The sequence below is a fragment of the Bradyrhizobium septentrionale genome, assembly GCF_011516645.4.
In the GTDB taxonomy this organism is placed as follows: Bacteria; Pseudomonadota; Alphaproteobacteria; order Rhizobiales; family Xanthobacteraceae; genus Bradyrhizobium; species Bradyrhizobium septentrionale.
In genome coordinates this window covers 4,661,812-4,687,837 of record NZ_CP088285.1, presented here as the reverse complement: position 1 = coordinate 4,687,837, position 26,026 = coordinate 4,661,812, and the positions used below count along the sequence as shown (strand labels likewise).

Here is a 26,026-nt window from a genome sequence, read left to right as displayed (position 1 = left end):
CTAAAAAAACGCACTCTCACGAATAGGACGGGCTAGCGCATCCCCTGACGTCCAGATTCCAATAAGTTCTTTGAAAAACTCTTCGATTAATCCTGGAACATCTCCTGAAGGCGGAGCGTGATAAATAACCTGCCCAGTTTGAATATTGGCGACTTGAACGGGAACGTCGCGATATTCGCCCGGCTTGTCCAAAAGAAATAGCGTCCCGCACCGATGCAGTTCTCGAAGCGCCATTTCATTTGGAGCGTTAGGGACCTCGTTAGGTTTGTTGAAACTAATGAGAAGTGTAACCAGTGCTTCTAGGAGCTTGTCTGGATAGTCGCTGTTCAAATCTGGTCGGGTCTGATTCAACATTGGGCGATGAGCAAGTATTTTCGGCCTTGGAACATCGATCAGACGCTGCTTCTGCCGCCGAATGTGCAGGACTTCGTGCCGAAAGGCCATGTCTCGCGGTTTATGGTTGATCTGGTGCGGGAGAGCCTCGATCTCAGGGAGATCATGGGCAGCTATGTGAGCGGGCTTGGGCAGCCGCCGTTTGATCCGCGGATGATGGTGGCGCTGCTGCTGCATAGCTATGCGAGTGGGCTGTATTCGTCGCGTCGGATTGCCAAGGCCTGCCGGGAGCGGAACGATTTTGTGATGATCGTGGCGCTGGATGCGCCGGATTTTCGGACGATCAGCGACTTTCGCAAGCGACATTTGAAGGCGCTCGGCGCGCTATTCGTGCAGGTTCTGAAGTTGTGCGAGACGGCCGGGCTGGTCAAGCTCGGTCATGTCGCGCTGGATGGTACGAAGATCAAGGCGAACGCGTCGAAACACAAGGCGATGAGTTATGAGCGCATGAAGAAGCGCGAGGCGGAATTGAAGGCCGAGGTCGCTCGCATGCTGGCGGCCGCCGAGGCGGCGGATGCCTCGGAGGATGAGACTTTCGGCAACAGCGACGAGCTGCCGGACTGGACCGTCGACAAGCAGAAACGGCTGGCGAAGATCCAGCGATCCAGCAAGCGATGGCGGCGCTGGAAGCGGACGCCAAACTGGCGGCTGAGGAAGAGCGCCGCATCGAGGCCGAAAAGGAACAGCAGCGCCAGGCCGAAGGCCGCAAGAAGCCGGGCAAACCGGCGGCGCTGCCATCGGAGGAACCCAATCCCAAGGCGCAACGCAACTTCACCGATCCGGAAAGCCGCATCATGCCCAGGCGGCCGTCGATGCACATGCCCAGATCATTGTCGCGCAAGAACTGACCCAGCACGGCAGCGATCAGGGCCAGTTGGTGCCCCTGATCGAGGCCATCGAGAGCAATCTTGGCCGCAAGCCGCGCACGCACGCGACGCGCCATCGAGAACCTGCCGGTTCTGCGCGGCTATACCGAGACGCGCCACAAGGCCAAGTCCTGGGATCGCGAACGGCGTACCGTCGCCCGTATTGAGGCGACGATGCTCGGCCTCGACATCCGTTTCGTCGTCACCAGCCTCGATGTCGGCTCGGCCGAGTGGATCTACGACAGCCTGTATTGCGCGCGCGGCCAAGCCGAGAATCTGATCAAGCTGCATAAGACACAGCTCGCCTCCGATCGCACCAGCTGCCGTTCGGCGCTCGCCAATCAAGTCCGCCTCGTTCTCCACACCGCCGCTTATTGGCTGATGCTGACCGTGCGCGACGCGATTCCCAAAGCCCGGGAATTGGCCACAGCCGAGTTCGCGACGCTGCGCTGGTTCCGGTCCTTCGTGCCCGGGGGCCCAGGCCGTCGGCGTGAGCCGCTCCAGCCTGAGCTATCCGCCCATGGCGACATCAGCCCCTGAGTCGGTTCTGCAGTGCCTGCCGATTGGCAACGAGGTTGCTGAGGTTCAGCAGGTCTGGTTCCCGTCCTTGCTCCAATTGCCTAACCAGCGCCCGCGTCCCGTCCACCACGAAGACGCCGCAATCATACCCGTTCCGCTGCCGGGCCATGCCGGCTGGCTCCAGGCGGAGGTCCAGCCGACCTGCGAGATGTTCTGCATCCTTGTGGTTGAGTCCCCCGTAGGAATCGTAGTGATAGGCGACCGGCCGCCCCCGGTCTCTGCGATCAACGAACAGCAGCGACCAATGGTTGCCGAGGCTATTAGGATCTTGAGGATCGGCATTAATCACGGGCAGGAACAGGAAGTCGGCTGTATCGTTACCATTATCGTAGACGATGCGCTGGAATTCGGTTCGCACGACGCCATCGTCGTTAGAGCGCAGATAATTTAGGACGATGAGGGGATTCACGAACCGCGTCCGGGCGGCGAGATCCGGATGGTACCTCTGCAAATCCTGCTCCTGGAGCCGGTAATCCCTGTCGATATGCTCGTCGCCCAGCCATTCCGTGTCCTCGAGCACCAGCCCGCGGCCGTGGGAGGAGGCTGTCGGACCTAAAGCCCCGATCTGAGCATCAGCGGAGGTGCTCGGAAACGGCCGTACAGAATTAGCATCGTCGCGTGGTTCGGACGGCGTGGGCGCAGTCAGATCAACCAATGGAAAACCACGGTAGGTGTCTGAGCGAGCCCTGGCAGCGGGCGCCGGCTCAAAGTGAGCATCGTCGCGCAATTCGGTCGGCGTGGGCAAATCCAGATCAACAAAAGACTCAAGACCGCCGTAGGTGTCTGAGCGAGCCCTGGCAGAGGGCGCGGGCGCAAAGTGAGCATCGTCGCGTGATTCGGACGACGTGGGCGCATCCAGATCAACAAAAGACTCAAGACCGCCGTAGGTGTCTGAGCGAGCCTTGCTGGTTGATGGTGAGGCCGGTTCTTGCATCTGCCGCAGCGCCAGCTCCTCGCGCAACCACGCCAAAGCTTCATCATCCGAGAAGGCTGGCGCCGGAGAAAGCCCCTGCGGCGAGCCGGGCTGTCGAGCGCCCTGGTGATGACCCGGTACTGGCCCGGCAAACGGCGGCGGAAAGTCAGGCGCCGGGCTCCAAGCATTGTCACGCAACTCGAACGGTGCGGGCGGATTCGGATGAACCGCGGCCTCAAGACCGCCCTCGATGTCTGAAGGAGCCCTGGCAGAGTGCGCTGACGCTGCTTCCAGGGTCGGCCACATACTCCAATCAAAGTTGAGCGGCATCTGCGGCGACCAGGTTGAGGTGGACCTGGCAGGTTCCTGCTCTCGAGCTTGGACTATCTCCTGCGCCTGCTCAGGGGGAACCCCGGACCACGGTGGGCCGTCTTCCACCATCAAACGCAGATCCTGATCGTAACCTTCCGGGAGGACCAATGGCCGACTGACAGCTCCCTGCGGCGCGCTGTGCTGCGCAGCGGCGCCTCCGACGTACGTCGCGACCGCATGCGGCGCCGTGGCATCTTCGTACCCGCTCGCCTGCATCATCGGCTGCGCCTGCCATGGCGATGCACCCTGTTGATGGGTGGGGGACGCCGACGTCAGCAGGCGACCGCTTGAATTGGCGATCTCGCTCAGCTGCCGCTCGCTGGCAAGGCCGTGCAGATTGTCTAGGGTCCTCGGCCTCTTCGCTGGCCTCAACTCAGCTGTGTCATGCTCATCGTTGATGAGGACCTCCTCGCTTGGCGGGAGGTTGCTTTTGGCAAGTGCACCCATCGACTCGTCCGGGAACGGCTGGCGGTCGTAGCCCCAGTTCAAGGGACGAATGGTCTCTCCGGGATCCGATGACTGGTCATGGCGCGCGGCTGGCTCGAGAGATGACGACGAGCCGGGTTCGTCCATCAGCTCCCAAAGCAAATCCTGATCGTAGCCTTCTACAGGAAGCAGCTCCTTTGGCCAACTGCCCGCGTCCTGCGACGCGCTGTGCTGCGCAGCGGCGCCGCCGGCGGGCATCGGCTCCATCAGTACCGCGTTTTCGGGATCAGGAACGGGGGAAATATGGCGCTCGAGCTCCATCGCTTTAGCGCCGGCCTGCGATTTTCGGAGATCAGCCAGTGCGGCGCCGATAGTCCGATTACCCCCGGCGTCCTTCCTATAGCGCTTAACATCTTCATCCAACGTGTTGCCGGAAAGCCGACCAGCAATGCCCTTCTTGTTGTTTTCACGCAGGTAGTCACTGAAACTGCGTAGAGCAGTTGCATACGTCTTGCTGGTCCCTGTCGCTGTCGCTGCTTCGTTTTTGTACTCTTCGATGAGAGCCACGTCCTGGGGGTGAGGATTTAGCTCAGCGCGGCCTTTGATCGGCACGACTCCGCCCGTCGACTGGAAGGTCCGGAGATGGTCAATTGCCGGAAGGAGTCCCCTGTTATCACCCTTTTCGATGGCCTCGCGCGCATCATCGGTCAGCGACTGGTCGTCGAGCCGAGCAGCAATCGGATCTTTGTTATTTGCGACGAGCCAGCGGCCGAAGCGGCGAAGAGAATATATATAGCCGTGGGCGGTGGGATTGGCGACATTGTCCTTGATGAGGGCCTTCTCAAGCCCCGAAATAAGGCGAGCGTCCTCGGAATAAAGAGGCTGCTTGCTCCGCCCTTTCAAAACCCCAGCTGACTGAGCCGGCTGCAGCGCCGAGGCGGCCGGCATTGCTCCACCACCTCCATTTGAATTGGCGATCTCGCTCAGCTGCCGCTCGCTGGCAAGGCCGTGCAGATTGTCTAGGGTCCTCGGCCTCTTCGCTGGCCTCAACTCAGCTGTGTCATGCTCATCGTTGATGAGGACCTCCTCGCTTGGCGGGAGGTTGCTCCTGGCAAGTGCACCCATCGGCTCGTCCGGGAACTGCTGGCGGTCGTAGCCCCAGTTCAAGGGACGAATGGTCTCTCCGGGATCCGATGACTGGTCATGGCGCGCGGCTGGCTCGAGAGATGACGACGGGCCGGGTTCGTCCATCAGCTCCCAAAGCAAATCCTGATCGTAACCTTCCGGGAGGACCAATGGCCGACCGACAGCTCCCTGCGACGCGCTGTGCTGCGCAGCGGCGTCGCCGCCCCGCCTCGGCTCCATCAGTGCCGCGTCTTCGGGATCAGGAACTGGGGAAATATAGCGCTCGAGCTCCATCGCTTTAGCGCCGGCCTGCGATTTTCGGAGATCAGCCAGTGCGGCACCGATAGTCGGATTACCCCCGGCGTCCTTCCTATAGCGCTTAACATCTTCATCCAACGTGTTGCCGGAAAGCCGACCAGCAATGCCCTTCTTGTTGTTTTCACGCAGGTAGTCACTGAAACTGCGTAGAGCAGTTGCATGCCTCTTGCCGGTCCCTGTCGCTGCTTCGTTTTTGTATTCTTTGATGAGGGCCACGTCCTGGGGGTGAGGATTCAGCTCAGCGCGGCCTGCGATCGGCCCGACTCCGCCCGTCGACTGGAAGGTCCGGAGACGATCTATTGCCCTAAGGAGGAGACCGGGCTTACCGTTTCCGGCGAACTCGCGCGCATCATCGGTCAGTGACTCGTTGTCGAGCCGAGCAACAATGCCCTTTTTGTGATTTGCGAAGAGCCAGCGGCCAAAGCCGCGAAGCGAATATACATAGTCCTTGGCGGTGCGCTCGGCGCCGGTGCCCTTGATGAGGCCCTTCTCAAGCCCCGAAATAAGGCGAGCGTCCTCGGAATAAAGAGGCTTGTTCCGCCCCATTAAAACCCCCGTTGACTGAGCCGGCTGCGGCGCCGAGGACGACGGGCCGGGTTCGTCCATCCGGCCCAAATCCTGATCGTAGCCTTCCGCAGGAAGCAGCTCCTCTGGCAAACTGCCCGCGCCCTGCGACGCGCTGTGCTGCGCAGCGGCGGCGCCGACCCGCCTCGACTCCGTCAGTGCGGCGTCTTCGGGAGCAGGAACGGGGGGAATATGGCGCTCGCGCTCCATCGCTTTAGCGCCGGCCTGCGATTTTCGGAGATGGGCCAGCGCGGCACCGATCCTCGAATCAGCACCGGCGACCTTCCTATAGCTCTCGACATCTCCATCCAGCGCATTGCCGGAAAGCCGACCAGCAATGCCCTTCTTGTTGTTTTCACGCAGGTAGTCACTGAAACTGCGAAGAACAGCTGCATACGTCTTGCCGGTCCCTGTCGCTGCTTCGTTTTTGTACTCTTTGATGAGAGCCACGTCCTGGGGGTGAGGATTTAGCTCAGCGCGGCCTGTGATCGGCACGACTCCGCCCGTCGACTGGAAGGTCCGGAGATGGTCAATTGCCGGAAGGAGTCCCCTGTTATGACCCTTTTCGATGGCCTCGCGCGCATCATCGGTCAGCGACTGGTCGTCGAGCCGAGCAGCAATCGGATCTTTGTTATTTGCGAAGAGCCAGCGGCCGAAGCTGCGAAGAGAACTTACATAGCCGTAGGCGGTTTGGTTGGCGGCGTTGCCATTGCGGAGGAGGACCTCCTCAAGCCCCGAAATAAGGCGAGCGTCCTCGGAATAAAGAGGCTGCTTGCTCCGCCCTATCAAAACCCCAGCTGACTGAGCCGGCTGCAGCGCAGCGGCGGCGGGCATTGCTCCACCACCTCCACTTGAATTGGCGATCTCGCTCAGTTGCCGCTCAAAGGTCGCCGCATCTGCGGACGGCGCCGCGGGTGAACTCTCTTGCGGGCCCGTGCTGTCCGATTGTTCACGCACCCACTTGATCGAGGGGAAATCCATCCCTTCTCCCTTTCAAATTATGAACCGAGCCTTCGATCTGGCATGCTGGGAATCAGCAACAAACCACCCTTTACAGCCCTCGACAGGTACGCACCGTGAGCATCGGCAGCCGATGTGCTTCCAGCGCGACCAACCCTGTTAAATGGGGAAGCTGTCGAGAAACTGATGACGACAACGTGCCGCGAGGATGGTGCATGACCTGCGCGCTTCGCCGTCAACAGCCGATAGACCGAAGATTCAGAGACAAAATACTGCTTCTCAATTCCCAAAGTCCGGGAATTGGCCACTGCCGAGTTCGCGACGCTGCGTCTTCGGCTCTTGAAACTCGCTGTCCGTGTCGTCGAGACCACGAGCCGCATTCGCCTTGCGTTTGCCGCGGCATGTCCCGAAGCCGACCTGATCCGCGGCTTGCCAGGCGCGCTGCTGCCGCTCGGTCCTTGACCGGCGGGGCGTCCGCCCCCCGTTCGCCCAACCTACACCTCAAGCGCGTTGCAAAGTACCGGTCGTCAGGCGGTGAAAAGCCGAAGGCAATCCCGCGCGCCTCGTCAGAGCAGATGCGCGGCCACATCAATCGGACTAAAAAAACGCACTCTCACGAATAGGACGGGCTATTAGGGCTCAGTTGATGTGGATCCTTCGGTGGAACGCTCATCATCAGCGTGCCAGCAAGGTTTTGCCAACCATTCACGCTTTCCACTCTGGCCGCTAACGGATCGAAAATAATTCTGCCGCAAGTTCGCACACGTGAAAGACATGGGGGATCCACACATGACCGGGCTGGCCGTTGAAGAAAATGTGCGCCGCTATCGTGCGATAGCTTCGCTATGCCGTCAGGCCGCGGCATTTCGGCCCCTTCAGCGGTGTTCATTGCTCGCCCAGGCTAATGAGTGGGAGCACAGAGCAGTTGCCGAGCTCGAGGGGCATTTCAGCGGTTCGGTAACGCCGTTTGAGCGTCCCTGCGCTGAGCGCCTTCAAGGGACGACTGGGCGAGAGTCGATCCGACGGGAGGCTTATTCGGAAGAGTGACTGGCTCTGGAACCTTTTGGGACCAGCGGGCGGAGAGAGGGATGGAAAATCCATCAGGTGGAGGGAAGCCGCGTCACCCCAACTTTATTCTTGGTGCCTGAGACGCAATAAGAAGACTCTGGAGAGGCCATTCCCAGCGGCCCAGCCCCCCTTCGATCCGGAAGCGAGCAAACGAATCCTGTTCGCGACGACCGCACCCGATTTGCCGCCAAGCCCGGCGTCCACGCAACCTTCGCGCGGGATTAATCTCCAGGTGACGGAAATCAATCCGGCGAAGCCATCCTTCCTACTAGACGATCGATTTCATGAAACCTGCATCGTGGAACCTATGGGCTGATGTCGGATTCCTGTTTTGCAGTTGGCGAAACGAGGAGCGGCATCGACGCCAACAGGTTCAACGATCGTGCAATGGGCCGTCCACCGCAAACGCACGCGCAGACCAAGTTCCTTGCCGACCGAGGTATAAGCAGCTTAACTCTGTCCACTCTTTTGTGAGAAGAGCACTTCGTTCCTCCCTTCTTCGCCTTCTTCAACAGCTGTAGCGGGCACTATCGGAACCAAGGCCGCATCCGAAGCCTCGACCGTAGGCACCAATGGAAGACAGTGACTATTTGAAATGGCCTTCAGGTCGCATCTCGGCAAAGATCCGAGAGCGAGAGCCTCGCGTGTTAGATAAGTCGCCGCCAATCCATTCCAGGATTTCGCAACACGATACCAGTGCTCTTTTCGGGTTGGCAACAGTTGAAGCTTTCTTTGCGCCTTGCGCGCAGCCGCAAGCTTTCCGTCGCGCTTAGCTAGTTCCAGACTCTTACGCTCTAGTTCTTCGGTTCGTTTCCATCCATCCCCTCTGATTCTGCCCTCGGCAAAGTACTCGAAGGCGAGCCGGAAGGTCAGAGCACGACCTGCGGCGGCCCTTGGATCCAACTCTGGTTCGGTCAACCAACGCTGAAGAGTGTCGAGCTCCTCCGGCCCGCCAAGCGTGAGAACGTCACTCTTCCTAAAGATCGAGAATGTCACGTATGCAGCGACCTCAAGTTGAGTGTCTAAGTCCTGTGATTCCAGCCAGCGGCTGATTGCTTCTAAAGGAGACATGGCTTTAGCTCTGCTTCCTCGCAGTCGCGCTCAGAGCCCTCGCGACTGGCAAAAGGTGGTTTGACCGCGATTTGGCTCAGAGAACGCTGCGCTGGTCAACTACAAGAATCCACAGTTCATGCGGATAGCCGTGCTCCTTGGCCTTGTCGCACGCCAGCGACACCAACCAGGCTTTGGCTTCCGGCGTGATGATCGGTTGCCCGCCGTGGCCGATCCTCGATCGCCGCTGGCGGCCTAGTGGCTCTGCACAGTGATTTCGACAGGTTGGGTTCGGCGGTCAGATTAGCTCCGGCAGGAGTTTCGGATCAACGAGGACCTCGATGCTGCGAGGTGTCCTGGGCTGCCGTCTGATAAGGCCGGCGCTTCCAGCGTCAGCACCATCTGGTGGACCGAAGGCGGGCTGACGCGGAAATATTCTTGCATGTCGGTTTCGGCCGGGGGCCTGCGATGCAGCCGGGTATAGAGGTGGATAAAAGCCAGATACTGCCCCTGCGTGGGCGTGAAGGGTTTTGTCGAAGGACTCACGCCGGCCATCCGATTCAGTTGTTCGTGCGTGCCTCGAACGAGGAGGCACGCCATGAATGTACGCTATCGGGTCGAACTCAGCCAAATCGAACGCACCGAACTGAGGGCGCTACTCAGCGGCGGCAAGCATGCGTCCCGCAAGCTCAAGCGAGCGCAGATTTTGCTGGCTGCCGATGCCGGGGCCGGCGACGAAGAGATCGCCAGGAGCGTTGGCGTGAGCGGTTCGACCGTGTATCGGACCAAGCGACGCTTCGTGGAAGGCAATCTGGAGCCGGCGCTGAGCGAAGAGCCGCGTCCCGGAGCGGAGCGCAAACTCACCGGCAAGGAAGAGGCGTTGCTGGTGGCGGACCGCCTGTGCCAGCCCCCCAAAGGGCCGTGCCCGCTGGACGCTCAAGCTGCTGGCAGGCGCGATGGTCAAACTCACCGAACACAAGAGCCTGTCGCACGAGACGGTTCGGCGGCGCCTGGCCGAAAATGACCTCGAACCCTGGCGCAAAGACATGTGGTGCATTCCGCAGGTCGACGGCGAATACGTCGCCCGCATGGAGGATGTGCTCGACCTCTATGCCGAGGCGCCCGACTCCAGACGGCCAGTGGTGTGCTTCGACGAAAGCCCGGTGCAACTCATCGGCGAAACGCGTCAGCCCATTCTGGCCAAGCCCGGCAGGCTCGAACGTTACGATTATGAGTAAGGCGCCTATCCCGCCACTTCCAAAGAGTCATAATCACTGTGACGAGGGTACTAGTACAACATCACCTTCATTCGTGGACGCTCGAATGATTCTCGCCAACAGACCCATCAGCTTCTGAGTTGGGTATCCGATCTTTCGCCCTTCTTACCGGTTGCTCGCTTCTCAAGCCACTGAACTGCGGTTTCAGTGCGCGGCCTTTTCAGACTGTGTCGCTTGGTGCGAGCCGGTAACACTGGGCTTTGGAGTCACGAGGTTAAAAGTGTGGTTGGTGAAGGCGCCTTGTGGGCACAAGAAGTGTGGCGCGGCCTGCATGCCGAAAGCGGTCTCTCCGCCGGTGACGCCGACCCTTAACGCTCCGTCGCGGTCGACATCACATCGCGCCGCCCGACGCTTCCTCGCGCTCTCGCGGCTCAGCAGTTCCAGAACGAATTGTCGGCGCCATGGATGGCATGGATGACGCAGCGATGCTCTGAATGCGCCCTTTATTGCAGGCGAGTTTGGAGCGGGACATGGAAGCGTAGCGCAGGATGACGCCGATCGTTAACCCTCTTGATTTCCACCTGGATGATCCGTCCTGTACGGATTCGGTTGGCTGGCCGTCCGATACTTTTCCAGATCGCCGCCGAGAAACAAGACTTCGGTCTCCTCGGTCGGTGTTCCGCTCACCCACCTTCGCAAATCGTGGTCTACAGGATCCCTCGAGCGGGCAAGAATGCCATCGATGCGATCGGCCGGCCAAGCGGCAACACGCGGTACCCTGTAGGTGTGCAACTCCCTAGCGCTTTCAGCGATTGCCCTCGCGGAGTCCGTGTCCTCTGAAAGGAGCAGTCGCGAAGGGTCCTGGGCCAACGACACGAAAGAAGATTGTTCGGTGTAGCCGTTCGTGTGAAGTGCAGCACTGCGCGCCCTATCAATTTCATCAAGGTCGTCAGTGCAGAACGCCTCAGAGACATGCCGGATGCCGCGGGAACGCAAATCGGCGAGGGAGCGTACGTGGCTCATGGCATTCACATCGTCGTCCATGCGCGGCTTGCAATGACTGATCTCGTCCTGAAAGCGGTGCAGCTGCAGATACGACGACGTTAATACCTCATCGAAAACGCGGTCGCCATCGACGCGGGCGGAAGGTCCGGCTGTGCTTGGCCACTGTGCCGATCGCTGCTCGGCCCGCTCGATCTCGTTCCTGAGCGACTCAACGTTCGCTCCGGCCAGCGATGCGGCAAGTTCGGCGCGGCCCCTGACATAGGATGCGGCGGGGCACCGTTCGTAGTCTAGCGGCAACTCAGTTAGCTGCCGCTCAAAGCTCGCTTGATGCGGGGGCGAGTGTACTTGTGAGTTGGCCTGTGCGCTCACTTCTTTCGACTGTTCCTGCAGCAGGATACTGTAAGACTCCATAAAGCTTTCTGTGTCCCATGGGTCGATATTCATCGCGTTGCCTCGTTGAGTAGCGCTCTCTTAATGCTTTGTATCTAATAATACTTTGATATCTAACCCAGCTTTCGAGAAGCTGACGAGCCCCGCGGTCGGCTACAGCGACAACCACCATACCCTTTATAGTAGAAGGAAAAAAAACGGCCCCAGAGCGGTACGAGCCGGGGCCGTTGGAGTATTTGTGTATCTAAACATTTCCAGCTGACATCAGGCTTACGCCATCCCGAAAACTTTCGTTCACCCACGGTAAAATCCCAGATTGCGCTCGGCTATAGGGCGGGCCGCATTGGCCCGGGGCATGGCTATTCGTTCTCGACCCGAGCGTTCCTTGCGCTAATGCGGCACCGGCTTTCTCACCCTGCCAGACCCCAAGCTTCCGCAGGCTTCCAATCTCGACTGACGCGGGACCGGTCATGTGGCCCCAGCAATCGCCCCTGGGCCTCCAAGGGTGGCTGGGGCCACATCGTGCTGTGATGTCTCAAGACGCGACGAAATGAAGAATAATGATGGCACCTATGACGCAGGTCGCTATGGCAACGATCGCGCCGGTACGCCTATTCGGGAAACGCCAAAAGCCAGGATCGCAACGGCTAACAATATGGCGATCCTGATGAAGATCGAGGCCAATGGGATTGCTTCCTGGGTAAATCATCCGCAATTATGGGACGTCTACAGTCAACGTTCCCAGCCCGAAACCTGCCGATCGTTCGTCGGAATATAACGAATGGAACTGTTCCTCCGCCTATGGTCAGTTGGTTACAAGCTCGAGAACGACCACGTCGTAATCCACGAGGCCGCGCGAGGTCGGCCGGCTATCCTCTTTAGGATGAGCGGTCGCTCAGGATGATTTGTTTATATACGAGAACGCAGGTTGCGCCATCGGACTTGGGCCTGATCGACAGCGTGATGGTGTCGCCCGCCGCGACACCATCGGGCAGATCAAAGTCCTTCTCAGTGCCCGGAGACACTATCTCATTGACAGCCTCGCGTCCGTTCACGGCTGCGACGAGGACGTTCGATCCGACGCAGCCGCGGCCGATCTCGTCGATCCGGCCGTGAACCACATGAGCCGCGGCGCGCAATCCTACCGAGGCGTTTCCGACATGCGAGGTCGAGTAATCGGCGCTCACTCCGATGTGGTTCGGTACCCCGTCGGGTGAGTAGACCCAAGCACCGCCGTTACTTCGCGGCGCCGCAAGAGCTATGTCCCCGCTCTTGCCGCGCAGGTAGCCATCCGCCTTCGTGAAGTAGTCGAACGGATCAAGGCTGTTGATGAGCTGAAGTCGAAAAGAAAGTTCCGACTCATTGGTGACGGCGTGAGCTGCCCGATCAGGCCACAGCTTTCGCCTCATCGAAAGACAGGATTTCGAGCAGAGATGCCTGTCCCGAAGCGGTGGGATCACGCCTGAAATAGGTTCCCCAAGTCACATCGAAGAAGGCCCATTTGCCGCTAATTTTCACTTCTGCCGCGATATGCGAGTGACGAACGTCGGCTTCATCCGGCCAGTAGAATTCGAGGCTGCGTGCCTCGAGGCCAACTCGTGTCGCGATGTTGAGAAATACAGAAACCTGATTCCCGCAAATGCCGATCCCGCGCGACAGGGCCTCTTCATCGTTGGCGGGCAGATCCTCGGGGGATGTATTCGCGACAGCGCCATATCGCGTCGAGCTGACCTGCTGCTGGACGAGGTTCATAGCCGTGAGCGCCAGCCCAAATTGCCGCACGCGGTCCAAGTCGACATCTTTATCCCAGGTCAAACGCTTAGTGAGATAATCAGCATCTACGCGAACCTGTTCGACTACTTTCGAGATGGCCGGCTCCGTAACCGTTTGCGCCTGAACACTCGAACTCGCGATCAAAACTAGAACGGCCAACGATGGCGCGCATCGCATTCGGAACTCCGTCAAGACCTGAACAACAGCAGCGGACTCGGGGAATTCACGCTAGCCAAACAACAGGGCCAAAGTGAGTTAAACGAAAGCCATGGACCTCTTCCTCCGCCCCAGCCGGGTCTTTGCCCTCTTCCTCTGGCGTAGGATCGCGGTCGGGCGTCTCGCCAGTGGCGATATCAATGATTCGCTTGGCGAGCTGGTTCGGGTCCCTAGGGCGTTCGGGGGGCATTTCGCATAACCCTGCGATCTTAGCCAAATTATCTTGCGGTTCCCATCTATCAACCGCGGGCGTCCTCGCGCTCCTTTCCCTCTGCGCTCTCTACGTGCCCCAGGCGACTGCTTTTCCTCCCTCACTGCAAAAGACTCATCAGCTTATGCAGGCACCAGCTCCATTGCCTTGCCGTACATCGTCTGCAGCTCGGCGACGGCATCAGGCCCGTCGCGCTCGGCCATCTCGCGCAGGACCGGCAGGCCGCTATCGATGCTGGCGATCACTTCGGCGCGGGTCGCGGCGCGGCCCTCGGCGAAGAACTCGACGCGCTCGGGATCGCCGACATTGAACAGCGCGCCACCGTGACCATCCTTGAAGATCGTGTAGCGCAGCGTCGTCCAGATCAGCGTCACGCCCGGATTCCTGCGCAGCGTCAGGCCAGCAGGTTCAAGATGCTCGGGCACGTCCTTCTCGTTGCGGCGCATCTTCGGCTGCGTCAGGAATGGACAGGCCCGCACCGCATAGAGCGCGCAGTCCCGATGGCTCCCGTTGAAACTCTACTGTTTTCAATAAGTTGCGTCGAACATACCGCTCCGAACCTGACGCAGTTAGCCGATGCCCGCCCCCGCCAACTTACTGATCAAAACGGCCCTATCGATCCCTCTCGGTCGGTATCTCGTTGCCGGGTGGAAGATCCTTCTCAGCGCCAAAATCGCAGCATTTGCAGGTACTTGACCAGGGAGCTGGCATGCAGCAGCCCAGCGAAAAGGCGGTTTCTCCCGACAAAAACAGGCATTTCGGGCTGTCCGAAATCGCCCAAAACTGGCCTGCGGATCAGGTATCGCGCTGCCCGATCCGCGAGCTGGTGCCCAATGCCCGCAACGCGCGACTGCATTCCGAGGAGCAGATCGAGCAGATCGCGGCCTCGATCAGCGAGTGGGGCTGGACCATCCCGGTGCTGGTCGATGAAGCCGGGACGATCATAGCTGGCCACGGGAGAGTGCTGGCTGCCGAGCAGATGGGCATCGATCAGGTGCCGACGATGGTAGCTCGCGGCTGGTCGGACGAGCAAAAGCGCGCCTATCTGATCGCCGACAACAAGCTGACCGAGAACGGCCAGTGGGATCGCGCGCTGCTGCGCATCGAATTGAACGACCTTGCGCGGCTGGGCCTCGATAGCCTGACCGGCTTTTCCGAGACCGAGCTGCGCGAGATGGGCGTGGGCGTCGAGGCGCTGGGCGGCATGCCTGTGCTTGCCGATGGCGAGCGCTCGCCCTTCCAGCAGATGACCTTCATCCTGCACGAGACGCAGGCCGAGACCGTGAGCACGGCGATTGAGCGGGCATCGCAGGCGCTGGGGCCGCCGAGCGAGGCCTCGGAAAACAAGAGCCGGAACGGCAACGCGCTGGCGGAAATTTGCCGCGCGTACCTGGCGCAATGACCAGCGCGAAGGAGATCGAGGTCCGCCCCATCGCCAAGCGCGATGCTGATGCGCTGATCCGGCGCGTGCATTACAGCGGCAAGGTAGTCCGCAACTCGACGCTATCGCTTGGCGTCTTCCTGCACGGCATGCTGGAGGGCGCGATGCAATTCGGCCCCAGCCTGCAGAAGTCGAACATCGTACATCTGGTCCGCGACACCGGCTGGAACGGCTTCCTCGAATTGAACCGGCTCGCCTTCACCGATGCGCTGCCGCGCAATTCGGAAAGCCGCGCGCTCGGCATCGCGCTGCGCATGATCAGGAAGAACTACCCGCATATCGAATGGATCATCTCCTTCGCCGACGCCTGCCAATGCGGCGACGGCACGATCTATCGGGCGGCGGGCTTTCTGCTCACGATGATCAAGACCAACAAGGACCTGCACATCGCCGAGGACGGCAGCATCGTCCACAAGATGTCCCAGATCACCGGGCGCAATCGGCTGCAGCATCTGGCGGCGACGGGCGGCCGATGGCGCGGCACTGGCCCGACGCTCGAAGGCTACACGCTGCGCTACATCTATTTCACCAATCCAGCAGCGCGCTCGCGCCTGATCGGCGAGCCGCTGCCGTACAGCGCCATCGAGGCGCGCGGCGCAACCATGTATCGCGGCGTGCGTGGGAAGCAGGCGATGGCTGGCACCAACCAGCACAGCGACGGCGCAGCACCGATCCCCACGCTCCAGCGGAAAGACGAGAGGAAGAAAGATGAAACCCGGAAAGCGGCCACTGCCGACGCACCTGAAGCTACTGCGCGGGAATCCAGGCCAGCGAAGATTGCCTGACGAGCCGCAGCCCGAGCAGCTGCCGGATGTCCCCGAGCCGCCGCCCTTCATCACCGGCTATGCCGCCGATGAATGGTGGCGCACCGCCCCCGAGCTGCATCGGCTCGGCCTGCTTACGGTGGTCGATATCCCGGCGCTCGCGACCTATTGCCATGCCTTCGGGCAATGGCGGCTGGCGTCTGAAGCGCTGGCGCGGATGCAGTCAGGCGATCCGGTCATGCATGGCCTGATCATCAAATCGAAAATCGGCGACGCCGTACAGAACCCGCTGGTCTCCATCGTCCGCAAGCATGCAGGCGATGTGGTCCGCTTCGCCGCCGAGTTCGGCCTCACGCCAGCTGCGCGCAGCCGCATCAGCGCGGGCATTCATGGCGACAATTCGCAGAGCAAGTTTGCCGGACTCCTCGCCGGTTAAGCGCACGCCTGACGGCAGGCGGCGCACACTGGCCGTTATCAAATTCATCGAGCGCCTGACCGTGCCCTCGGGGCACGGCATGGGGAAGCCCTTCAAGCTGCAGCCTTTCCAGAAGCTATTCATCCGCGCGATCTATGAGCCGCATCTCGGCCTGCGCCGCGCGGTGCGCCGCGCCATCCTCTCGATGGCGCGCAAGAACGGCAAGACCGCGCTGATCGCGGCAATCGTGCTCGCGCATCTGGTCGGCCCCGAGGCCGTGGTGCATGGCGAAATCTATTCCGCCGCCAATGATCGCGATCAGGCCGCCATCGTCTACAAATTCGCTCGCCAGATGGTCGAGCTGGAGCCCGAGCTGGCGAAGGAGATCGAGCTGGTGCCATCGACCAAGACCATGGTCGCGCGCCGCACTGCCTCGGTCTACCGCGCGATCAGCGCCGAGGCAGGCACCAAGCACGGCTATCTGCCGAGCCTCGTGATCTATGATGAGCTGGCCCAGGCGAAGAACCGCGGTACGCATACGACGAGGACCGCGTGATGGACGCATGCGCGCGGGTACGGCGAGCTCTATGATGGCGTTGCGTGAAGGTCAGGCGGCCTGCTGATCGGCGGGCTTGTCGGCTTGGCGCAGGAGCTTCCATTCCCAGGGCAGCAATTCGTGCAGACGCGATGCGGGAAGATCGGCGATACGGGCGAGGACGTCGGCGAGCCAGGCTTTCGGATCGACGTCGTTGAGACGACAGGTCGTGATCATCGTCAGCATGATGGCGGCACGGTCGGCACCACGCTGGCTGCCGGCGAAGGTCCAGTTGCGCCTTCCCAAGGCGATGCCTCTCAATGCGCGCTCAGCACAATTGTTGGTCAAGCAGATCCTGCCATCGTCGAGGAAGCGGGCGAAGTCGTCCCAGCGCCTGAGCATGTAATTCATAGGCTTCAGGACCTCGGAGGAGCGAGAGAGGGTTTCGCGCTCACGCAGCAACCAGGCGTGCATGTCCCCGAGGAGCGGCTTGCTCTTTTCCTGGCGCACGGCGCGCCGCTCTTCGGCGCCGCAGCCGTTAATGGCGCGCTCGATCTCGAACAACACATCCAGGCGCCTGACCGCCTCCAGCGCGATCGGAGAGACCGGTTTACCTCTCTTGCCTTCCCGGGCATTCTTCTCGATGTCAGCCAGCTCGAAGAAGCCCCGCCGCGCATGGGCGAAGCAAAACGCCGGCGTAATCGGCAGCACCTTCTTCTGCGGGTCGAACAGTGGCTCGAAGCCGTTGTAGCAATCGGCTTGCAGGATGCCGGCGAAGGCGGCCAGATGCTTCTGCGGATGCTCGCCTCGTCGGTCGCTCGAGGCGTAATAGACCGCCGCCGGCGGCGCAGGCCCGGCAAAGGGCCGGTTATCCCGCACATAAGTCCAGATCCGCCCGGTCGTGCACTTGCCCTTCGCCAGGATACGGATGGTGGTGTCATCGCCATGAAGGCGCTCAGCAGCGAGCACATGGCGTTCGATCAAGTGGAAGAGTGGCATGACGGCGAAGGTCCCGTGGCCGACCTGGTCGGCCAGCGTCGACAGCGGCAAATCGATCCTCTCGGCCTTAAAGCGCGCACTCTGGCGGTTGAGCGGGATATGCATGCCGAACTTGTCGAACAGGATCGTCGCCAGCAATTGTGGGCCGATGAAGCCGCGCGGCGTGGCATGGAACGGCGCAGGCGGCTGGCTGATCTTCTCGCAATCGCGGCAGGTGAACTTCTCGCGCACTGTTTCGATGACCTTGAAGCGACGCGGGATCTCCTCCAGCGTCTTGGTCACATCCTCGCCGACCTTCGCCAGCCGCGATCCGCCGCAGCAGGCGCAGCTCGTCGGAGCGTCAATGACGACGCGCTCGTGTTCGATGTCGTCCGGCCAAGGCTTGCGCACCGGCCGCTTGCGCGTGAAGGGGCGGACGTTCTGCGTCTTCGCCGCTGCGGCCTGCGCCGCAAGCTCATCCTCGCTCGCCGTGGCGACGAGGTCTTCGAGCTCCAGTTCCAACTGCTCGAGCAGCCGCGCCGTGCGCTCGGAGCGCTGCCCGTACAGTTCGCGTTTCAGCTTCTCGATGCGCAACTCGAGATGAGCGATCAGCGCCTCGGTATCCGACAGTTTCGCCTGCGCATTCGCGGCTTGCGCCTGCCAGTTGGCGGCCTTCGCCTCGGCTTTCTGTCGCGCCTCACGCTCGGCCTGCAGCGCCGCCAGGGCACTGACAAGGTCCGATGGAAGATCATCCGGCTTCGATATCATGGAGCCATTGAATCAGATCGAGCCGCAGATTCAAACCGTAAAACGACTATCCGACCCGCGTCGGACGCTGGGTTTCTTGAGGGTTGCGCCAATCGATCCCGGACAACAGATAGCTCAACTGCGCCGGAGAGATCGTTACCGATTCACCAGCAACCGATGGCCAGATGAACCTGCCTCTCTCGAGTCTTTTGGTGAACAAGCAGGCGCCCTGGCCATCGTGCCAAATGACCTTCAATAGATCACCGCGTTTGCCCCGGAAGCAGAAAAGACCGCCGCCCATGGCGTCGCGCTTGAGCACTTCCTGCACGCGCAGAGCCAGGCTCGGAAAGCCGCACCGCATGTCGGTATGGCCCGTCGCCAGCCACACCCGCACGCCCGTCGGGATCGGGATCATCGGCGCGCCAGGCCCCGAGCAATTCGAACGACCGCCTCGATATCCGCACCGGGGCCGAAGACCACGCGCAGCCCCTGAGGGCTCACGATTTCGATCTGACCTGTCTCGACAGCTTCCGTCGTTGGCGGCGTACTTGCCGCAACTATCGCAGGGACGAATGTCGGGCCGATCGAATCCTCTTCGGCCGGATCATGACAGGTCCAAGCCTTGCGCCAGCTCAGCAGAAGCTGACGTGATATCCCATACCGGCGAGCCGTCGCCGACACCAGTCGTGGCCCCGAGAAGCTCTCCTCTACGATTCTGAGCTTCTCCGCACGCGTCCAGCGTCGCCGCCGACCGGTCTCCACCAAATCCATGCGGCTCAGCACCGCACTGTCCTTATGTACGTCCATAAGGACAGTCAGCTACAGATCGGAAAAACTCGCAAGACGGCCGCCCTCGGACGGATACGAACCGCGACCTCTATGACGTGCTCGATACCTCCTTCGGCGCGCGGGATGAACCGCTCTTCATCGTGATCTCAACGCAGAGCAACGATCCTGAGCACATCATGTCGAAGCTGATCGATGACGGGCTTTCCGGCGTCGATCCCGCCATCGTCTGCCATCTCTACGCCGCCGCCGAGGACTGCGAGCTGGCCGATGAGAAGCAATGGCACAAGGCGAATCCTGCGCTCGGCAAATTCCGCGACTATGAGGACCTCGCGACCGCGATCCGCAAGGCGATCCGGATGCCCGCCGAGGAGCCGAAGGTCCGCAATCTATTCCTGAATCAGCGCGTTTCGTCCATCGCCTCGCTGATCTCGCGAGCGGAATGGATGGCCTGCGCTGGCGACGCCCCGCTGGCGCAGGGCGAGGAAGTCTATCTCGCGCTCGATCTTTCGAGCACCGTCGATCTCACCGCGCTGATGATCGGCTCCGTCGATGATCCCTGCCGCATCGAGCCGCATTTCTGGAAGCCGCGCGATCATCTCACCGAGCATTCGAGCCGCGACTTCGGCTCGGGATCGCATCGCTACCGCGAGTGGGCCGAAGCTGGCCATCTCAAGATCAGCCCCGGCAAATCGATCAACCCGGAGGTGATCGCGCTCTTCATCGCCGAGATGACGCAGCGCTACAAGGTCAAGGGCATGGCCTATGACCGCTGGCGCATCAACGACATCCTGCGCGAGTTCGACCGCATCGGCCTGCAGGCTTCGAGGACGGCGAGAAGGGCGGCGACGGCCTGCGGCTGGTGCCATGGGGCCAAGGCTTCAAGGACATGGGGCCTGCCATCGATGCGCTGGAGCTGGCGATCATCGAGCGCAAGCTGATCCATCCCGGCAATCCGGTGCTGAACTGGAACATGGCGAACGCTGTGGCGACCACGGACCCGGCTGGCAATCGCAAGCTGGACAAGGACAAGGCGCGCTTTCGCATCGACGGCGCGGTCTCCATCGCCATGCTGCTCGGTCTGCGCGCTCGGGATCGCGGCAATGAGAAGCCCATCGATATCGCGGCGCTGATCGGATGAGCCGCGAGGACTGGAAGCATTTCTACGACACCGCCTTCTGGCAGCGCCGCCGCAGGCAGCAGCTGCTCGCGCATCCGCTCTGCAAGTTCTGCGCAGCGGACGGCATCGTCACCCCGGCCACCCATGTCGATCACGTCGAGCCGCATCGCGGTGACTGGACTCTGTTCTGCCTGGGCGCGCTGCAAAGCCTTTGCTCGCCCTGCCATAGCTCGACCAAGCAGCGGATCGAGGCGCGCGGCTTCGATGTCGCGGTCGATGCCGATGGCTGGCCGACCGATCCGAACCATCCCGCCAACCGGCACCGCTGAAGGAGACGCATCATGCCGCTTCAGGTTATCGACGGACCCACTATCGCAGCTGGCGAATCCCTTTCCGATGGCATTGATTGCTCGGCTGGCGTGATCGTCCGCATCACCGTTCCGCAGGAATACACGGCAGCGAATCTGACGCTGCAAGTTTCCAGCGACGGCAACTTCTACAATGATCTGTACGGCAGCAACGGCGAGGAAGTGACCATCGTCGCAAAGCCGAACAGCGGGATCGTCATCGCCGAGCATTGGGCTCGCGCCATTGCCTTCCTGAAACTCCGCTCAGGCACGCGCGATCATCCGGTCGATCAGAAGGTCGATTGCAAGTTCGCCATCGCTGTCGAAACAGCGGCCTAGTACCCACTTTTCTTGGAACGTGAGTCGTGATTCAAGATATGGATGATCCCCGAAGCAAGAGAAGTCCACCTTTCGCGGAGAGACCGCAAGGTTCTTGAGGCGTGCTGTCGCTCGCCGGTGACGCTGCAGCGCGATTTGAAGCGGGCGCGGATAGTTCTGTTGGCGGCGGACGGGCGCAGCACCCGCTCGATCGCCAAAGAAGTCGGAGTCCAGCCGCGGATTGTCAGCCTTTGGCGACACCGCTATGCCGATCATGGCCTTGAAGGACTGCACGACAAGCCGCGGCCCGGCAAGCAGCCGATCTATACGAAGGCCACCGACAAGCGGATTCTGAAGCTGCTGCATAAGCCGCCACCGCAGGGGTTTGCGCGCTGGACTGGCCCGCTGCTGGCCGAGGCGCTGGGCGATGTTGATGTCCAATATGTCTGGCGGTTCCTGCGTAGCCACAAGATTGACCTTGCGGCTCGCAAGTCCTGGTGCAAGAGCAACGACCCGAACTTTACGGCCAAAGCCGCCGATGTTGTTGGCCTCTACGTCGCCCCGCCCGCGAAGGCCATTGTGCTATGCGTGGACGAGAAGCCCTCGATCCAAGCTTTAGAGCGAGCGCAGGGTTATCTGAAGTTGCCCAATGGCCGCGCCTTGACCGGCCAGAGCCACGATTACAAGCGGCATGGCACTACGACATTGTTTGCGGCGCTCGAAGTCGCCACCGGAAAGATCATCGCGGCTCATTCAAAACGCCGTCGCCGCGTCGAGTTCCTCGACTTCATGAACGGCGTTATCGCGGCCTTTCCGGGCCGAAAGCTTCACGTCATCCTCGACAACCTCAACACCCACAAGAAAAACGAGCACTGGCTCAAGGCCCACCCCAACGTGCAATTTCATTTCACGCCGACAAGCGCGTCCTGGCTCAATCAGGTTGAGGTCTGGTTCTCGATCTTGCAGGGGCAGTCACTTAGCGGCACCTCCTTCACAAGCCTCAAGCAGCTTCAGGAACACATCAATGCCTACAACGACAAAGCCGAGCCCTTCGTCTGGACCAAGAAAAAGGTTCGTCAACGCCCCTTCAAAGGCCGCCGTATCACTCAGCTCTGATTCCGGGTACTAGACGCAGATCTCACGCGGGCCCACACTAATAATCCGGCGGCACCACCGGCGGACGATCCTGATGGTCTAGGAGCCCAACCTGTTCCAGCACCGAGTGAATAAAATGCGGGGCGCCCGCCTCGTGGGGAGACAGCCCATAGAATTCCTGCGCCGCCATCGAGACCAACTGCTCCTGCTGTTCCCGCGGAATCTGCTCTAGGGCTTCCCTCGCTTTTGCGGCGAACTCGGCCGACACTACCTGAGTTTCCAAAAAGCGATCCTGTTGGGTCGGATTTCGGCGCAACTCCTCCAGCCACCCTGCTGTGTATTCGTCTTCGTCCGGGTGGACGAGAGGTATCAGTCGCTCGACGCGATCTTTCAACCACAGGGCGCCGTCCTTGTCGATACTCAGGTCCTCTCCCTCCACCTGGACGTTCGCCCACGCGCTGTCTTTCAGCCGCACCGCCGGGCCGTTCGACCAGCCGTCCTGCACGATGGTCGTCTCTCCATCGCGTCCGTTGCCGCGGCGTAGCTCGTTCCATGCGTGTCCAGTTCGCGTGGCCGAGATGGTGTGATCGGCGTTCAATTCCATAATTTCCACCTCGCCGCCTGCATTCACGACCGATTCACCATCGCGCAAATGCGGCGCGTGCGAGACTGCAGCGAGGCGCGCGAATTGATCGCAAAAGCCTGCGCCCAGCGCGCCCGCCAATGCCATCTGGTTGTCGCGATCGAGGCCGCGGTAGGCCAGACGTGCGCCTACGACGTTGTGCCCGTGGGACGGCTCGCCATCCGCATGAACGTTGCCGCGTCCGTGCCTGAGGAGCAGGCGAACGTCGTGCACTGTCTGACCGGCCGCGGTGATCCGAGCGGGGCTTCTGACCGGATCGCCAGTCATCATGGCCGCAATGAGGTAGGCGAGTTGCTGCATCTCATGTCGCTGTAGTGCCACACCGCGTCGTTGTTGCAACGTGTTCGGCGACGTTCCCAGAGCGACTCGGGGAGCCATCGCGGCCGGTTCCGATGCCGTCGCAGCCGGTCCCGATGCCGTCGAAATTAGCGCGGACCATTGGCGATCGCTGGCGCCGCTGTCGCTGCGGGCCGTTGAGTGCGAGGCGCCGTCGGCGCTCGAACTATCATAAGGCGAGCCTACTCCTGAAGGCTTTGAACAACAAATTCCCACAAGCAATCTCCTTTATGCTGATGAAATTTCACTGCACCAATGCCCCTACAGAGGAGCTCAGGCGGCACCGTTAAGCTAACGGATTGGAGCGGCCGGGATATCCCCTTCGCGCCCGGCACGCGGAAAACGGAACATGATAGCCTTCATGCACATTCCCTTTAGTCTATCTAGACTCTCATTCCGCCGGTCCTCCGCGGAAATTGAGCGCCCGCGCCACGTACCAAGAAAGATCATCGTCGGACGGCTCTGACTCGACACATCCTTCGTCTTCGTCGCTACTTCGTTCAACGGGATCCTCGCTCTCGGCTTGAAGATACAGCCGGGGCTTGTCTGCCCGCTGCCATTCACCCTCGTTGTTCATCGTTATCGCCCAACTGATAGCTGAAGTACTTCGAACCCGCCTCGTCATCTACGGTCGCACCGACTCTAGCGACAATTGCGGTGCGCTCAGCTTTTGAGGACACGAAATCCAAGTACTCTTGAGGATTATTGGCTATGTGCCTGACGTCGACACCATAGAAGTCCCTCAACTCTTGCCTGAACTCATCACTGTCCATCTCGTAGATAGAAGGTTCAGCGGTAAGGGAACACGGCCGTGTCGCTGACGACGAACTAGTGCCGGTCAAGCGATTCCGTAAACCTCTGATTATCTGCTGCCTGCTCCGATTCATCGGCATGGCCTGCGCTTGTGGGTTGGCTGGATGAACCAGTGATTCTGCTAACCACGCGATTCGCTCCTATCGACTGATCTGCGCTGTAGTCAATATCGGTCTACTTAAGACTTGCTAGCAGGGTAAGCGAGCAATCTGACAACAAGCTGACGAGCCTTCCTTCGACGGCGCGGCAGTCTGACGCTGTGGCTGACGGAAGAAGCCTTGGCCGGCAGGCAGTCGCTTCGACGCACGACGCGTGGCGGCCGACCCGCTATTCCGATCTTGCCATCGAGACGGTCCTGACGCTAGTACCCACTTTTCTTGGAACGTGAGTCGTGATTCAAGATATGGATGATCCCCGAAGCAAGAGAAGTCCACCTTTCGCGGAGAGACCGCAAGGTTCTTGAGGCGTGCTGTCGCTCGCCGGTGACGCTGCAGCGCGATTTGAAGCGGGCGCGGATAGTTCTGTTGGCGGCGGACGGGCGCAGCACCCGCTCGATCGCCAAAGAAGTCGGAGTCCAGCCGCGGATTGTCAGCCTTTGGCGACACCGCTATGCCGATCATGGCCTTGAAGGACTGCACGACAAGCCGCGGCCCGGCAAGCAGCCGATCTATACGAAGGCCACCGACAAGCGGATTCTGAAGCTGCTGCATAAGCCGCCACCGCAGGGGTTTGCGCGCTGGACTGGCCCGCTGCTGGCCGAGGCGCTGGGCGATGTTGATGTCCAATATGTCTGGCGGTTCCTGCGTAGCCACAAGATTGACCTTGCGGCTCGCAAGTCCTGGTGCAAGAGCAACGACCCGAACTTTACGGCCAAAGCCGCCGATGTTGTTGGCCTCTACGTCGCCCCGCCCGCGAAGGCCATTGTGCTATGCGTGGACGAGAAGCCCTCGATCCAAGCTTTAGAGCGAGCGCAGGGTTATCTGAAGTTGCCCAATGGCCGCGCCTTGACCGGCCTCGCGGGAGCTGGCGGGGTTGCCTCGATCTGGCTGAGAGGCACCACCTGTTGCTGCACGCGCGGCTCGTCGCCATCCTTTGCTCGATCCAGACCTTCGAAGGCTCTGGCCTCATTGGGCGCATAGATGCCGCCCTGAACGCCGCGCGCCAGCGCTTCGATCCGATCCTTCAGCGCCGAACGCAGCAGCGCCGCAGTATCGAACTCGACATATTCGTCAGGCTGGCCCTTCAAGCCGAACAGCAGCCCGATGGATTCCTCGATGTGGTTGAGCGCGAAGCCGAGACCGGACGAAATCCAGCTCTGCATCAGCAGCTCGGTCGATGACAGATTGTTGCCGCCGATGCCGAGCACCTGCGGCGGGATGCGGAAGGCGAGCGCGATATGCTCGTTTGACAGCTTCAGCATCTCGGCAGTCGCGGCATCCTTGCCGCCCTGCGACCACGGCAGCACCTTCAGCCCTGCGGTAAGAATCGGCGTGCCGCCCTGATGCTGGCCCTTGGCCTGATCGTTCCAGCGATCCCGCAGCGCCTGGACCTGATCCTTGTCGAGCACCAGATCGGTCGAGAGCACCGCCGAGGGCCGCGCCTCATTCATGTAGAAGCACAGCTGCTGCTGCGCGATGGCCGCGCCCATGCCGACATCGCTGTAGGCCGCGACAACCGGCGACTCGCCGACCAGCGGAGTCGGGAAGCGCTGCCGCATGCTGTGCAGCCGGATGTGCAGCACATCGCGCTGCGGCACGATCAGGGTCTCGTCGCCGAGCCGCTTGGCGATGATGTCGTTGCCGCCGAGCTGATAGAAAATATCGCCGGTCTGCGCCAGCCGGGGATAGGAGAGCTTCGGCTGCATCAGATGCAGCTCATCGATCTCAAAGCGGTCATTGCGCAGCGCCAGCGCATAGCAGTTGCCGTCGAGATAGAGCGAGCGCGTGCCGTTCAGCAGGAAGTCGCTGATCGATTGATAATCATTCGGATGCCGAAGCAGGCGGGAGAGGGCCGAGGTTGTGACCCGATCTCTCCCGCCCTTATCGTTCAGCCGCCAGTGATCGCCGGGGCACATCGCAACGGTCTGCGCATAGGCAGAGACGCAAGCCTCGACCATTGCCGACTGTGCTGTTGCCGAGAGAACACTGTAGCCGTTCTGCCACCAGTTGATGCTATCGCCGACATCGGCGGGCAACCAGCCGCCGCTGACCGGCAGATACCAGGCTCCGCATGCGTCTCGCCC

At 61.0% G+C, this 26,026-nt stretch carries 24 protein-coding genes and 6 pseudogenes; 18 read left to right on the top strand and 12 right to left on the bottom strand.

Annotation, left to right across the window (positions count from 1 at the left end; translation table 11 throughout):
- Positions 1-354, bottom strand: coding sequence for a hypothetical protein (locus tag HAP48_RS50835; protein ID WP_176540649.1), 354 nt, complete (start codon positions 352-354; stop codon positions 1-3).
- A gap of 6 nt (positions 355-360) precedes the next feature.
- Here HAP48_RS50835 and HAP48_RS50830 point away from each other — a divergent pair.
- The 3 genes and pseudogenes from HAP48_RS50830 to HAP48_RS24120 form a co-directional block, all read left to right on the top strand.
- Positions 361-636: pseudogene (locus tag HAP48_RS50830) on the top strand (transposase); the annotation flags it as partial.
- 371 nt (positions 637-1,007) lie between these two features.
- Positions 1,008-1,241: a hypothetical protein gene (locus HAP48_RS24125; RefSeq protein WP_166202881.1), complete on the top strand. Its 234-nt coding sequence runs from the start codon at positions 1,008-1,010 to the stop codon at positions 1,239-1,241.
- A gap of 66 nt (positions 1,242-1,307) precedes the next feature.
- A pseudogene (locus HAP48_RS24120) lies at positions 1,308-1,709 on the top strand (transposase); the annotation flags it as partial.
- A 79-nt stretch (positions 1,710-1,788) separates the two neighbouring features.
- Here the strand turns inward: HAP48_RS24120 and HAP48_RS24115 are convergent.
- Positions 1,789-6,537, bottom strand: coding sequence for a C48 family peptidase (locus tag HAP48_RS24115; protein WP_175612299.1), 4,749 nt, complete (start codon positions 6,535-6,537; stop codon positions 1,789-1,791).
- A gap of 258 nt (positions 6,538-6,795) precedes the next feature.
- Between HAP48_RS24115 and HAP48_RS24110 the strand changes: the two are divergent.
- Positions 6,796-6,978, top strand: a pseudogene (locus tag HAP48_RS24110) (transposase); the annotation flags it as partial.
- Positions 6,979-7,305: 327 nt separating this feature from the next.
- Positions 7,306-7,563, top strand: a complete 258-nt coding sequence (locus HAP48_RS24105; protein ID WP_224496563.1) for a hypothetical protein — start codon at positions 7,306-7,308, stop codon at positions 7,561-7,563.
- A 471-nt stretch (positions 7,564-8,034) separates the two neighbouring features.
- On the opposite strand, the gene HAP48_RS24100 is transcribed toward HAP48_RS24105, so the two are convergent.
- Complete coding sequence (locus HAP48_RS24100; protein ID WP_063618996.1) at positions 8,035-8,655, bottom strand: hypothetical protein; 621 nt, start codon at positions 8,653-8,655, stop codon at positions 8,035-8,037.
- A gap of 577 nt (positions 8,656-9,232) precedes the next feature.
- On the opposite strand from HAP48_RS24100, the pseudogene HAP48_RS24090 reads away from it, so the two are divergent.
- Positions 9,233-9,869, top strand: a pseudogene (locus HAP48_RS24090) (IS630 family transposase); the annotation flags it as partial.
- Positions 9,870-10,412: 543 nt separating this feature from the next.
- Here HAP48_RS24090 and HAP48_RS24085 read toward each other — a convergent pair.
- Positions 10,413-11,300, bottom strand: coding sequence for a hypothetical protein (locus HAP48_RS24085; RefSeq protein ID WP_029084777.1), 888 nt, complete (start codon positions 11,298-11,300; stop codon positions 10,413-10,415).
- 496 nt (positions 11,301-11,796) lie between these two features.
- On the opposite strand from HAP48_RS24085, the gene HAP48_RS24080 reads away from it, so the two are divergent.
- On the top strand, positions 11,797-12,024 hold the full coding sequence (locus tag HAP48_RS24080) for a hypothetical protein (RefSeq protein ID WP_156929034.1): 228 nt from the start codon (positions 11,797-11,799) through the stop codon (positions 12,022-12,024).
- A gap of 100 nt (positions 12,025-12,124) precedes the next feature.
- Here HAP48_RS24080 and HAP48_RS24075 read toward each other — a convergent pair whose 3' ends face one another.
- The 3 genes from HAP48_RS24075 to HAP48_RS24065 form a co-directional block, all read right to left on the bottom strand.
- Positions 12,125-12,655, bottom strand: coding sequence for a hypothetical protein (locus tag HAP48_RS24075; RefSeq protein WP_166209457.1), 531 nt, complete (start codon positions 12,653-12,655; stop codon positions 12,125-12,127).
- Positions 12,633-13,178 carry a transglutaminase-like domain-containing protein gene (locus HAP48_RS24070; protein WP_166209460.1) on the bottom strand — a complete coding sequence of 182 codons (546 nt, stop codon included), beginning with the start codon at positions 13,176-13,178 and terminating at the stop codon, positions 12,633-12,635. Before HAP48_RS24070 ends, HAP48_RS24075 begins: the two co-directional genes overlap by 23 nt.
- Before the next feature lie 390 nt (positions 13,179-13,568).
- Complete coding sequence (locus HAP48_RS24065; RefSeq protein WP_051346770.1) at positions 13,569-13,892, bottom strand: hypothetical protein; 324 nt, start codon at positions 13,890-13,892, stop codon at positions 13,569-13,571.
- A gap of 263 nt (positions 13,893-14,155) precedes the next feature.
- Between HAP48_RS24065 and HAP48_RS24060 the strand changes: the two genes are divergently transcribed.
- The 4 genes from HAP48_RS24060 to HAP48_RS24045 are packed head-to-tail and all read left to right on the top strand — an operon-like array spanning position 14,156 to position 16,622.
- A complete protein-coding gene (locus HAP48_RS24060) occupies positions 14,156-14,848 on the top strand; it encodes a ParB/Srx family N-terminal domain-containing protein (protein WP_165128073.1) in 693 nt (230 codons plus the stop codon).
- A complete protein-coding gene (locus tag HAP48_RS24055; protein ID WP_063618995.1) occupies positions 14,845-15,672 on the top strand; it encodes a Mom family adenine methylcarbamoylation protein in 828 nt (275 codons plus the stop codon). Before HAP48_RS24060 ends, HAP48_RS24055 begins: the two co-directional genes overlap by 4 nt.
- Positions 15,665-16,087 (top strand): phage terminase small subunit P27 family, encoded by a 423-nt coding sequence (locus HAP48_RS24050; protein WP_051346768.1) that lies wholly within the window; start codon positions 15,665-15,667, stop codon positions 16,085-16,087. The genes HAP48_RS24055 and HAP48_RS24050 overlap by 8 nt, the downstream gene beginning before the upstream one ends.
- Positions 16,065-16,622 (top strand): terminase large subunit domain-containing protein, encoded by a 558-nt coding sequence (locus HAP48_RS24045; RefSeq protein ID WP_224496562.1) that lies wholly within the window; start codon positions 16,065-16,067, stop codon positions 16,620-16,622. The genes HAP48_RS24050 and HAP48_RS24045 overlap by 23 nt, the downstream gene beginning before the upstream one ends.
- A 51-nt stretch (positions 16,623-16,673) precedes the next feature.
- Here the strand turns inward: HAP48_RS24045 and tnpC are convergent, their stop codons facing one another.
- Genes tnpC through tnpA form a run of 3 tightly spaced genes read right to left on the bottom strand, consistent with a single transcriptional unit; the run spans position 16,674 to position 19,133 of the window.
- Positions 16,674-18,347, bottom strand: a complete 1,674-nt coding sequence (gene tnpC / locus HAP48_RS24040) for an IS66 family transposase (RefSeq protein ID WP_166204039.1) — start codon at positions 18,345-18,347, stop codon at positions 16,674-16,676.
- A gap of 46 nt (positions 18,348-18,393) precedes the next feature.
- Positions 18,394-18,741 (bottom strand): IS66 family insertion sequence element accessory protein TnpB, encoded by a 348-nt coding sequence (tnpB, locus tag HAP48_RS24035; protein ID WP_063676425.1) that lies wholly within the window; start codon positions 18,739-18,741, stop codon positions 18,394-18,396.
- Entirely contained in the window at positions 18,738-19,133 is a 396-nt protein-coding gene (gene tnpA / locus HAP48_RS24030; protein WP_166204038.1) for an IS66-like element accessory protein TnpA, read from the bottom strand. Before tnpA ends, tnpB begins: the two co-directional genes overlap by 4 nt.
- A gap of 77 nt (positions 19,134-19,210) precedes the next feature.
- Between tnpA and HAP48_RS24025 the strand changes: the two genes are divergently transcribed.
- From HAP48_RS24025 to HAP48_RS24010, 5 genes are read left to right on the top strand one after another with little or no spacing between them, the layout of a single operon-like run.
- Positions 19,211-20,053, top strand: a complete 843-nt coding sequence (locus HAP48_RS24025; protein ID WP_166209463.1) for a terminase TerL endonuclease subunit — start codon at positions 19,211-19,213, stop codon at positions 20,051-20,053.
- Positions 20,002-20,253 carry a terminase TerL endonuclease subunit gene (locus tag HAP48_RS50100; RefSeq protein WP_166209466.1) on the top strand — a complete coding sequence of 84 codons (252 nt, stop codon included), beginning with the start codon at positions 20,002-20,004 and terminating at the stop codon, positions 20,251-20,253. Before HAP48_RS24025 ends, HAP48_RS50100 begins: the two co-directional genes overlap by 52 nt.
- Entirely contained in the window at positions 20,250-20,561 is a 312-nt protein-coding gene (locus HAP48_RS24020) for an HNH endonuclease (protein WP_029084774.1), read from the top strand. Before HAP48_RS50100 ends, HAP48_RS24020 begins: the two co-directional genes overlap by 4 nt.
- 12 nt (positions 20,562-20,573) lie before the next feature.
- A complete protein-coding gene (locus tag HAP48_RS24015) occupies positions 20,574-20,918 on the top strand; it encodes a hypothetical protein (protein ID WP_165128069.1) in 345 nt (114 codons plus the stop codon).
- Positions 20,919-20,960: 42 nt separating this feature from the next.
- A complete protein-coding gene (locus HAP48_RS24010) occupies positions 20,961-22,013 on the top strand; it encodes an IS630 family transposase (protein ID WP_165128067.1) in 1,053 nt (350 codons plus the stop codon).
- 37 nt (positions 22,014-22,050) lie between these two features.
- Here HAP48_RS24010 and HAP48_RS24005 read toward each other — a convergent pair whose 3' ends face one another.
- Positions 22,051-22,935: a type III secretion protein gene (locus HAP48_RS24005; RefSeq protein ID WP_156929136.1), complete on the bottom strand. Its 885-nt coding sequence runs from the start codon at positions 22,933-22,935 to the stop codon at positions 22,051-22,053.
- A gap of 1,100 nt (positions 22,936-24,035) precedes the next feature.
- Between HAP48_RS24005 and HAP48_RS24000 the strand changes: the two are divergent.
- Both HAP48_RS24000 and HAP48_RS23995 read left to right on the top strand, forming a co-directional pair.
- Positions 24,036-24,148, top strand: a pseudogene (locus HAP48_RS24000) (IS5/IS1182 family transposase); the annotation flags it as partial.
- A 43-nt stretch (positions 24,149-24,191) separates the two neighbouring features.
- Positions 24,192-24,797 (top strand): annotated as a pseudogene (locus tag HAP48_RS23995) (IS630 family transposase); the annotation flags it as partial.
- On the opposite strand, the gene HAP48_RS23990 reads toward HAP48_RS23995, so the two are convergent.
- The gene (locus tag HAP48_RS23990) at positions 24,761-25,900 is read right to left on the bottom strand and encodes a phage portal protein (RefSeq protein WP_051346710.1); all 1,140 of its coding nucleotides are present in this window, start codon (positions 25,898-25,900) and stop codon (positions 24,761-24,763) included. The pseudogene HAP48_RS23995 and the gene HAP48_RS23990 overlap by 37 nt on opposite strands.
- Between the last annotated feature and the right edge of the window lie 126 nt (positions 25,901-26,026).

Excerpts from the sequence above, each read along its gene's own strand:
- HAP48_RS24015 (WP_165128069.1), top strand. The coding sequence starts at position 20,574 with ATGCCGCTTCAGGTTATCGACGGACCCACTATCGCAGCTGGCGAATCC.
- HAP48_RS24010 (WP_165128067.1), top strand. The coding sequence starts at position 20,961 with ATGATCCCCGAAGCAAGAGAAGTCCACCTTTCGCGGAGAGACCGCAAG.
- tnpC (WP_166204039.1), bottom strand. The coding sequence starts at position 18,347 with ATGATATCGAAGCCGGATGATCTTCCATCGGACCTTGTCAGTGCCCTG.
- HAP48_RS24005 (WP_156929136.1), bottom strand. The coding sequence starts at position 22,935 with ATGCAGCAACTCGCCTACCTCATTGCGGCCATGATGACTGGCGATCCG.
- tnpA (WP_166204038.1), bottom strand. The coding sequence starts at position 19,133 with ATGGACGTACATAAGGACAGTGCGGTGCTGAGCCGCATGGATTTGGTG.
- HAP48_RS24085 (WP_029084777.1), bottom strand. The coding sequence starts at position 11,300 with ATGAATATCGACCCATGGGACACAGAAAGCTTTATGGAGTCTTACAGT.
- HAP48_RS24020 (WP_029084774.1), top strand. The coding sequence starts at position 20,250 with ATGAGCCGCGAGGACTGGAAGCATTTCTACGACACCGCCTTCTGGCAG.
- HAP48_RS23990 (WP_051346710.1), bottom strand. The coding sequence starts at position 25,900 with ATGGTCGAGGCTTGCGTCTCTGCCTATGCGCAGACCGTTGCGATGTGC.
- tnpB (WP_063676425.1), bottom strand. The coding sequence starts at position 18,741 with ATGATCCCGATCCCGACGGGCGTGCGGGTGTGGCTGGCGACGGGCCAT.
- HAP48_RS24080 (WP_156929034.1), top strand. The coding sequence starts at position 11,797 with ATGAAGAATAATGATGGCACCTATGACGCAGGTCGCTATGGCAACGAT.
- HAP48_RS24065 (WP_051346770.1), bottom strand. The coding sequence starts at position 13,892 with ATGCGCCGCAACGAGAAGGACGTGCCCGAGCATCTTGAACCTGCTGGC.
- HAP48_RS24075 (WP_166209457.1), bottom strand. The coding sequence starts at position 12,655 with ATGAGGCGAAAGCTGTGGCCTGATCGGGCAGCTCACGCCGTCACCAAT.
- HAP48_RS50100 (WP_166209466.1), top strand. The coding sequence starts at position 20,002 with ATGGGGCCTGCCATCGATGCGCTGGAGCTGGCGATCATCGAGCGCAAG.
- HAP48_RS24105 (WP_224496563.1), top strand. The coding sequence starts at position 7,306 with ATGACCGGGCTGGCCGTTGAAGAAAATGTGCGCCGCTATCGTGCGATA.
- HAP48_RS24100 (WP_063618996.1), bottom strand. The coding sequence starts at position 8,655 with ATGTCTCCTTTAGAAGCAATCAGCCGCTGGCTGGAATCACAGGACTTA.
- HAP48_RS50835 (WP_176540649.1), bottom strand. The coding sequence starts at position 354 with ATGTTGAATCAGACCCGACCAGATTTGAACAGCGACTATCCAGACAAG.
- HAP48_RS24115 (WP_175612299.1), bottom strand. The coding sequence starts at position 6,537 with ATGGATTTCCCCTCGATCAAGTGGGTGCGTGAACAATCGGACAGCACG.
- HAP48_RS24055 (WP_063618995.1), top strand. The coding sequence starts at position 14,845 with ATGACCAGCGCGAAGGAGATCGAGGTCCGCCCCATCGCCAAGCGCGAT.
- HAP48_RS24125 (WP_166202881.1), top strand. The coding sequence starts at position 1,008 with ATGGCGGCGCTGGAAGCGGACGCCAAACTGGCGGCTGAGGAAGAGCGC.
- HAP48_RS24060 (WP_165128073.1), top strand. The coding sequence starts at position 14,156 with ATGCAGCAGCCCAGCGAAAAGGCGGTTTCTCCCGACAAAAACAGGCAT.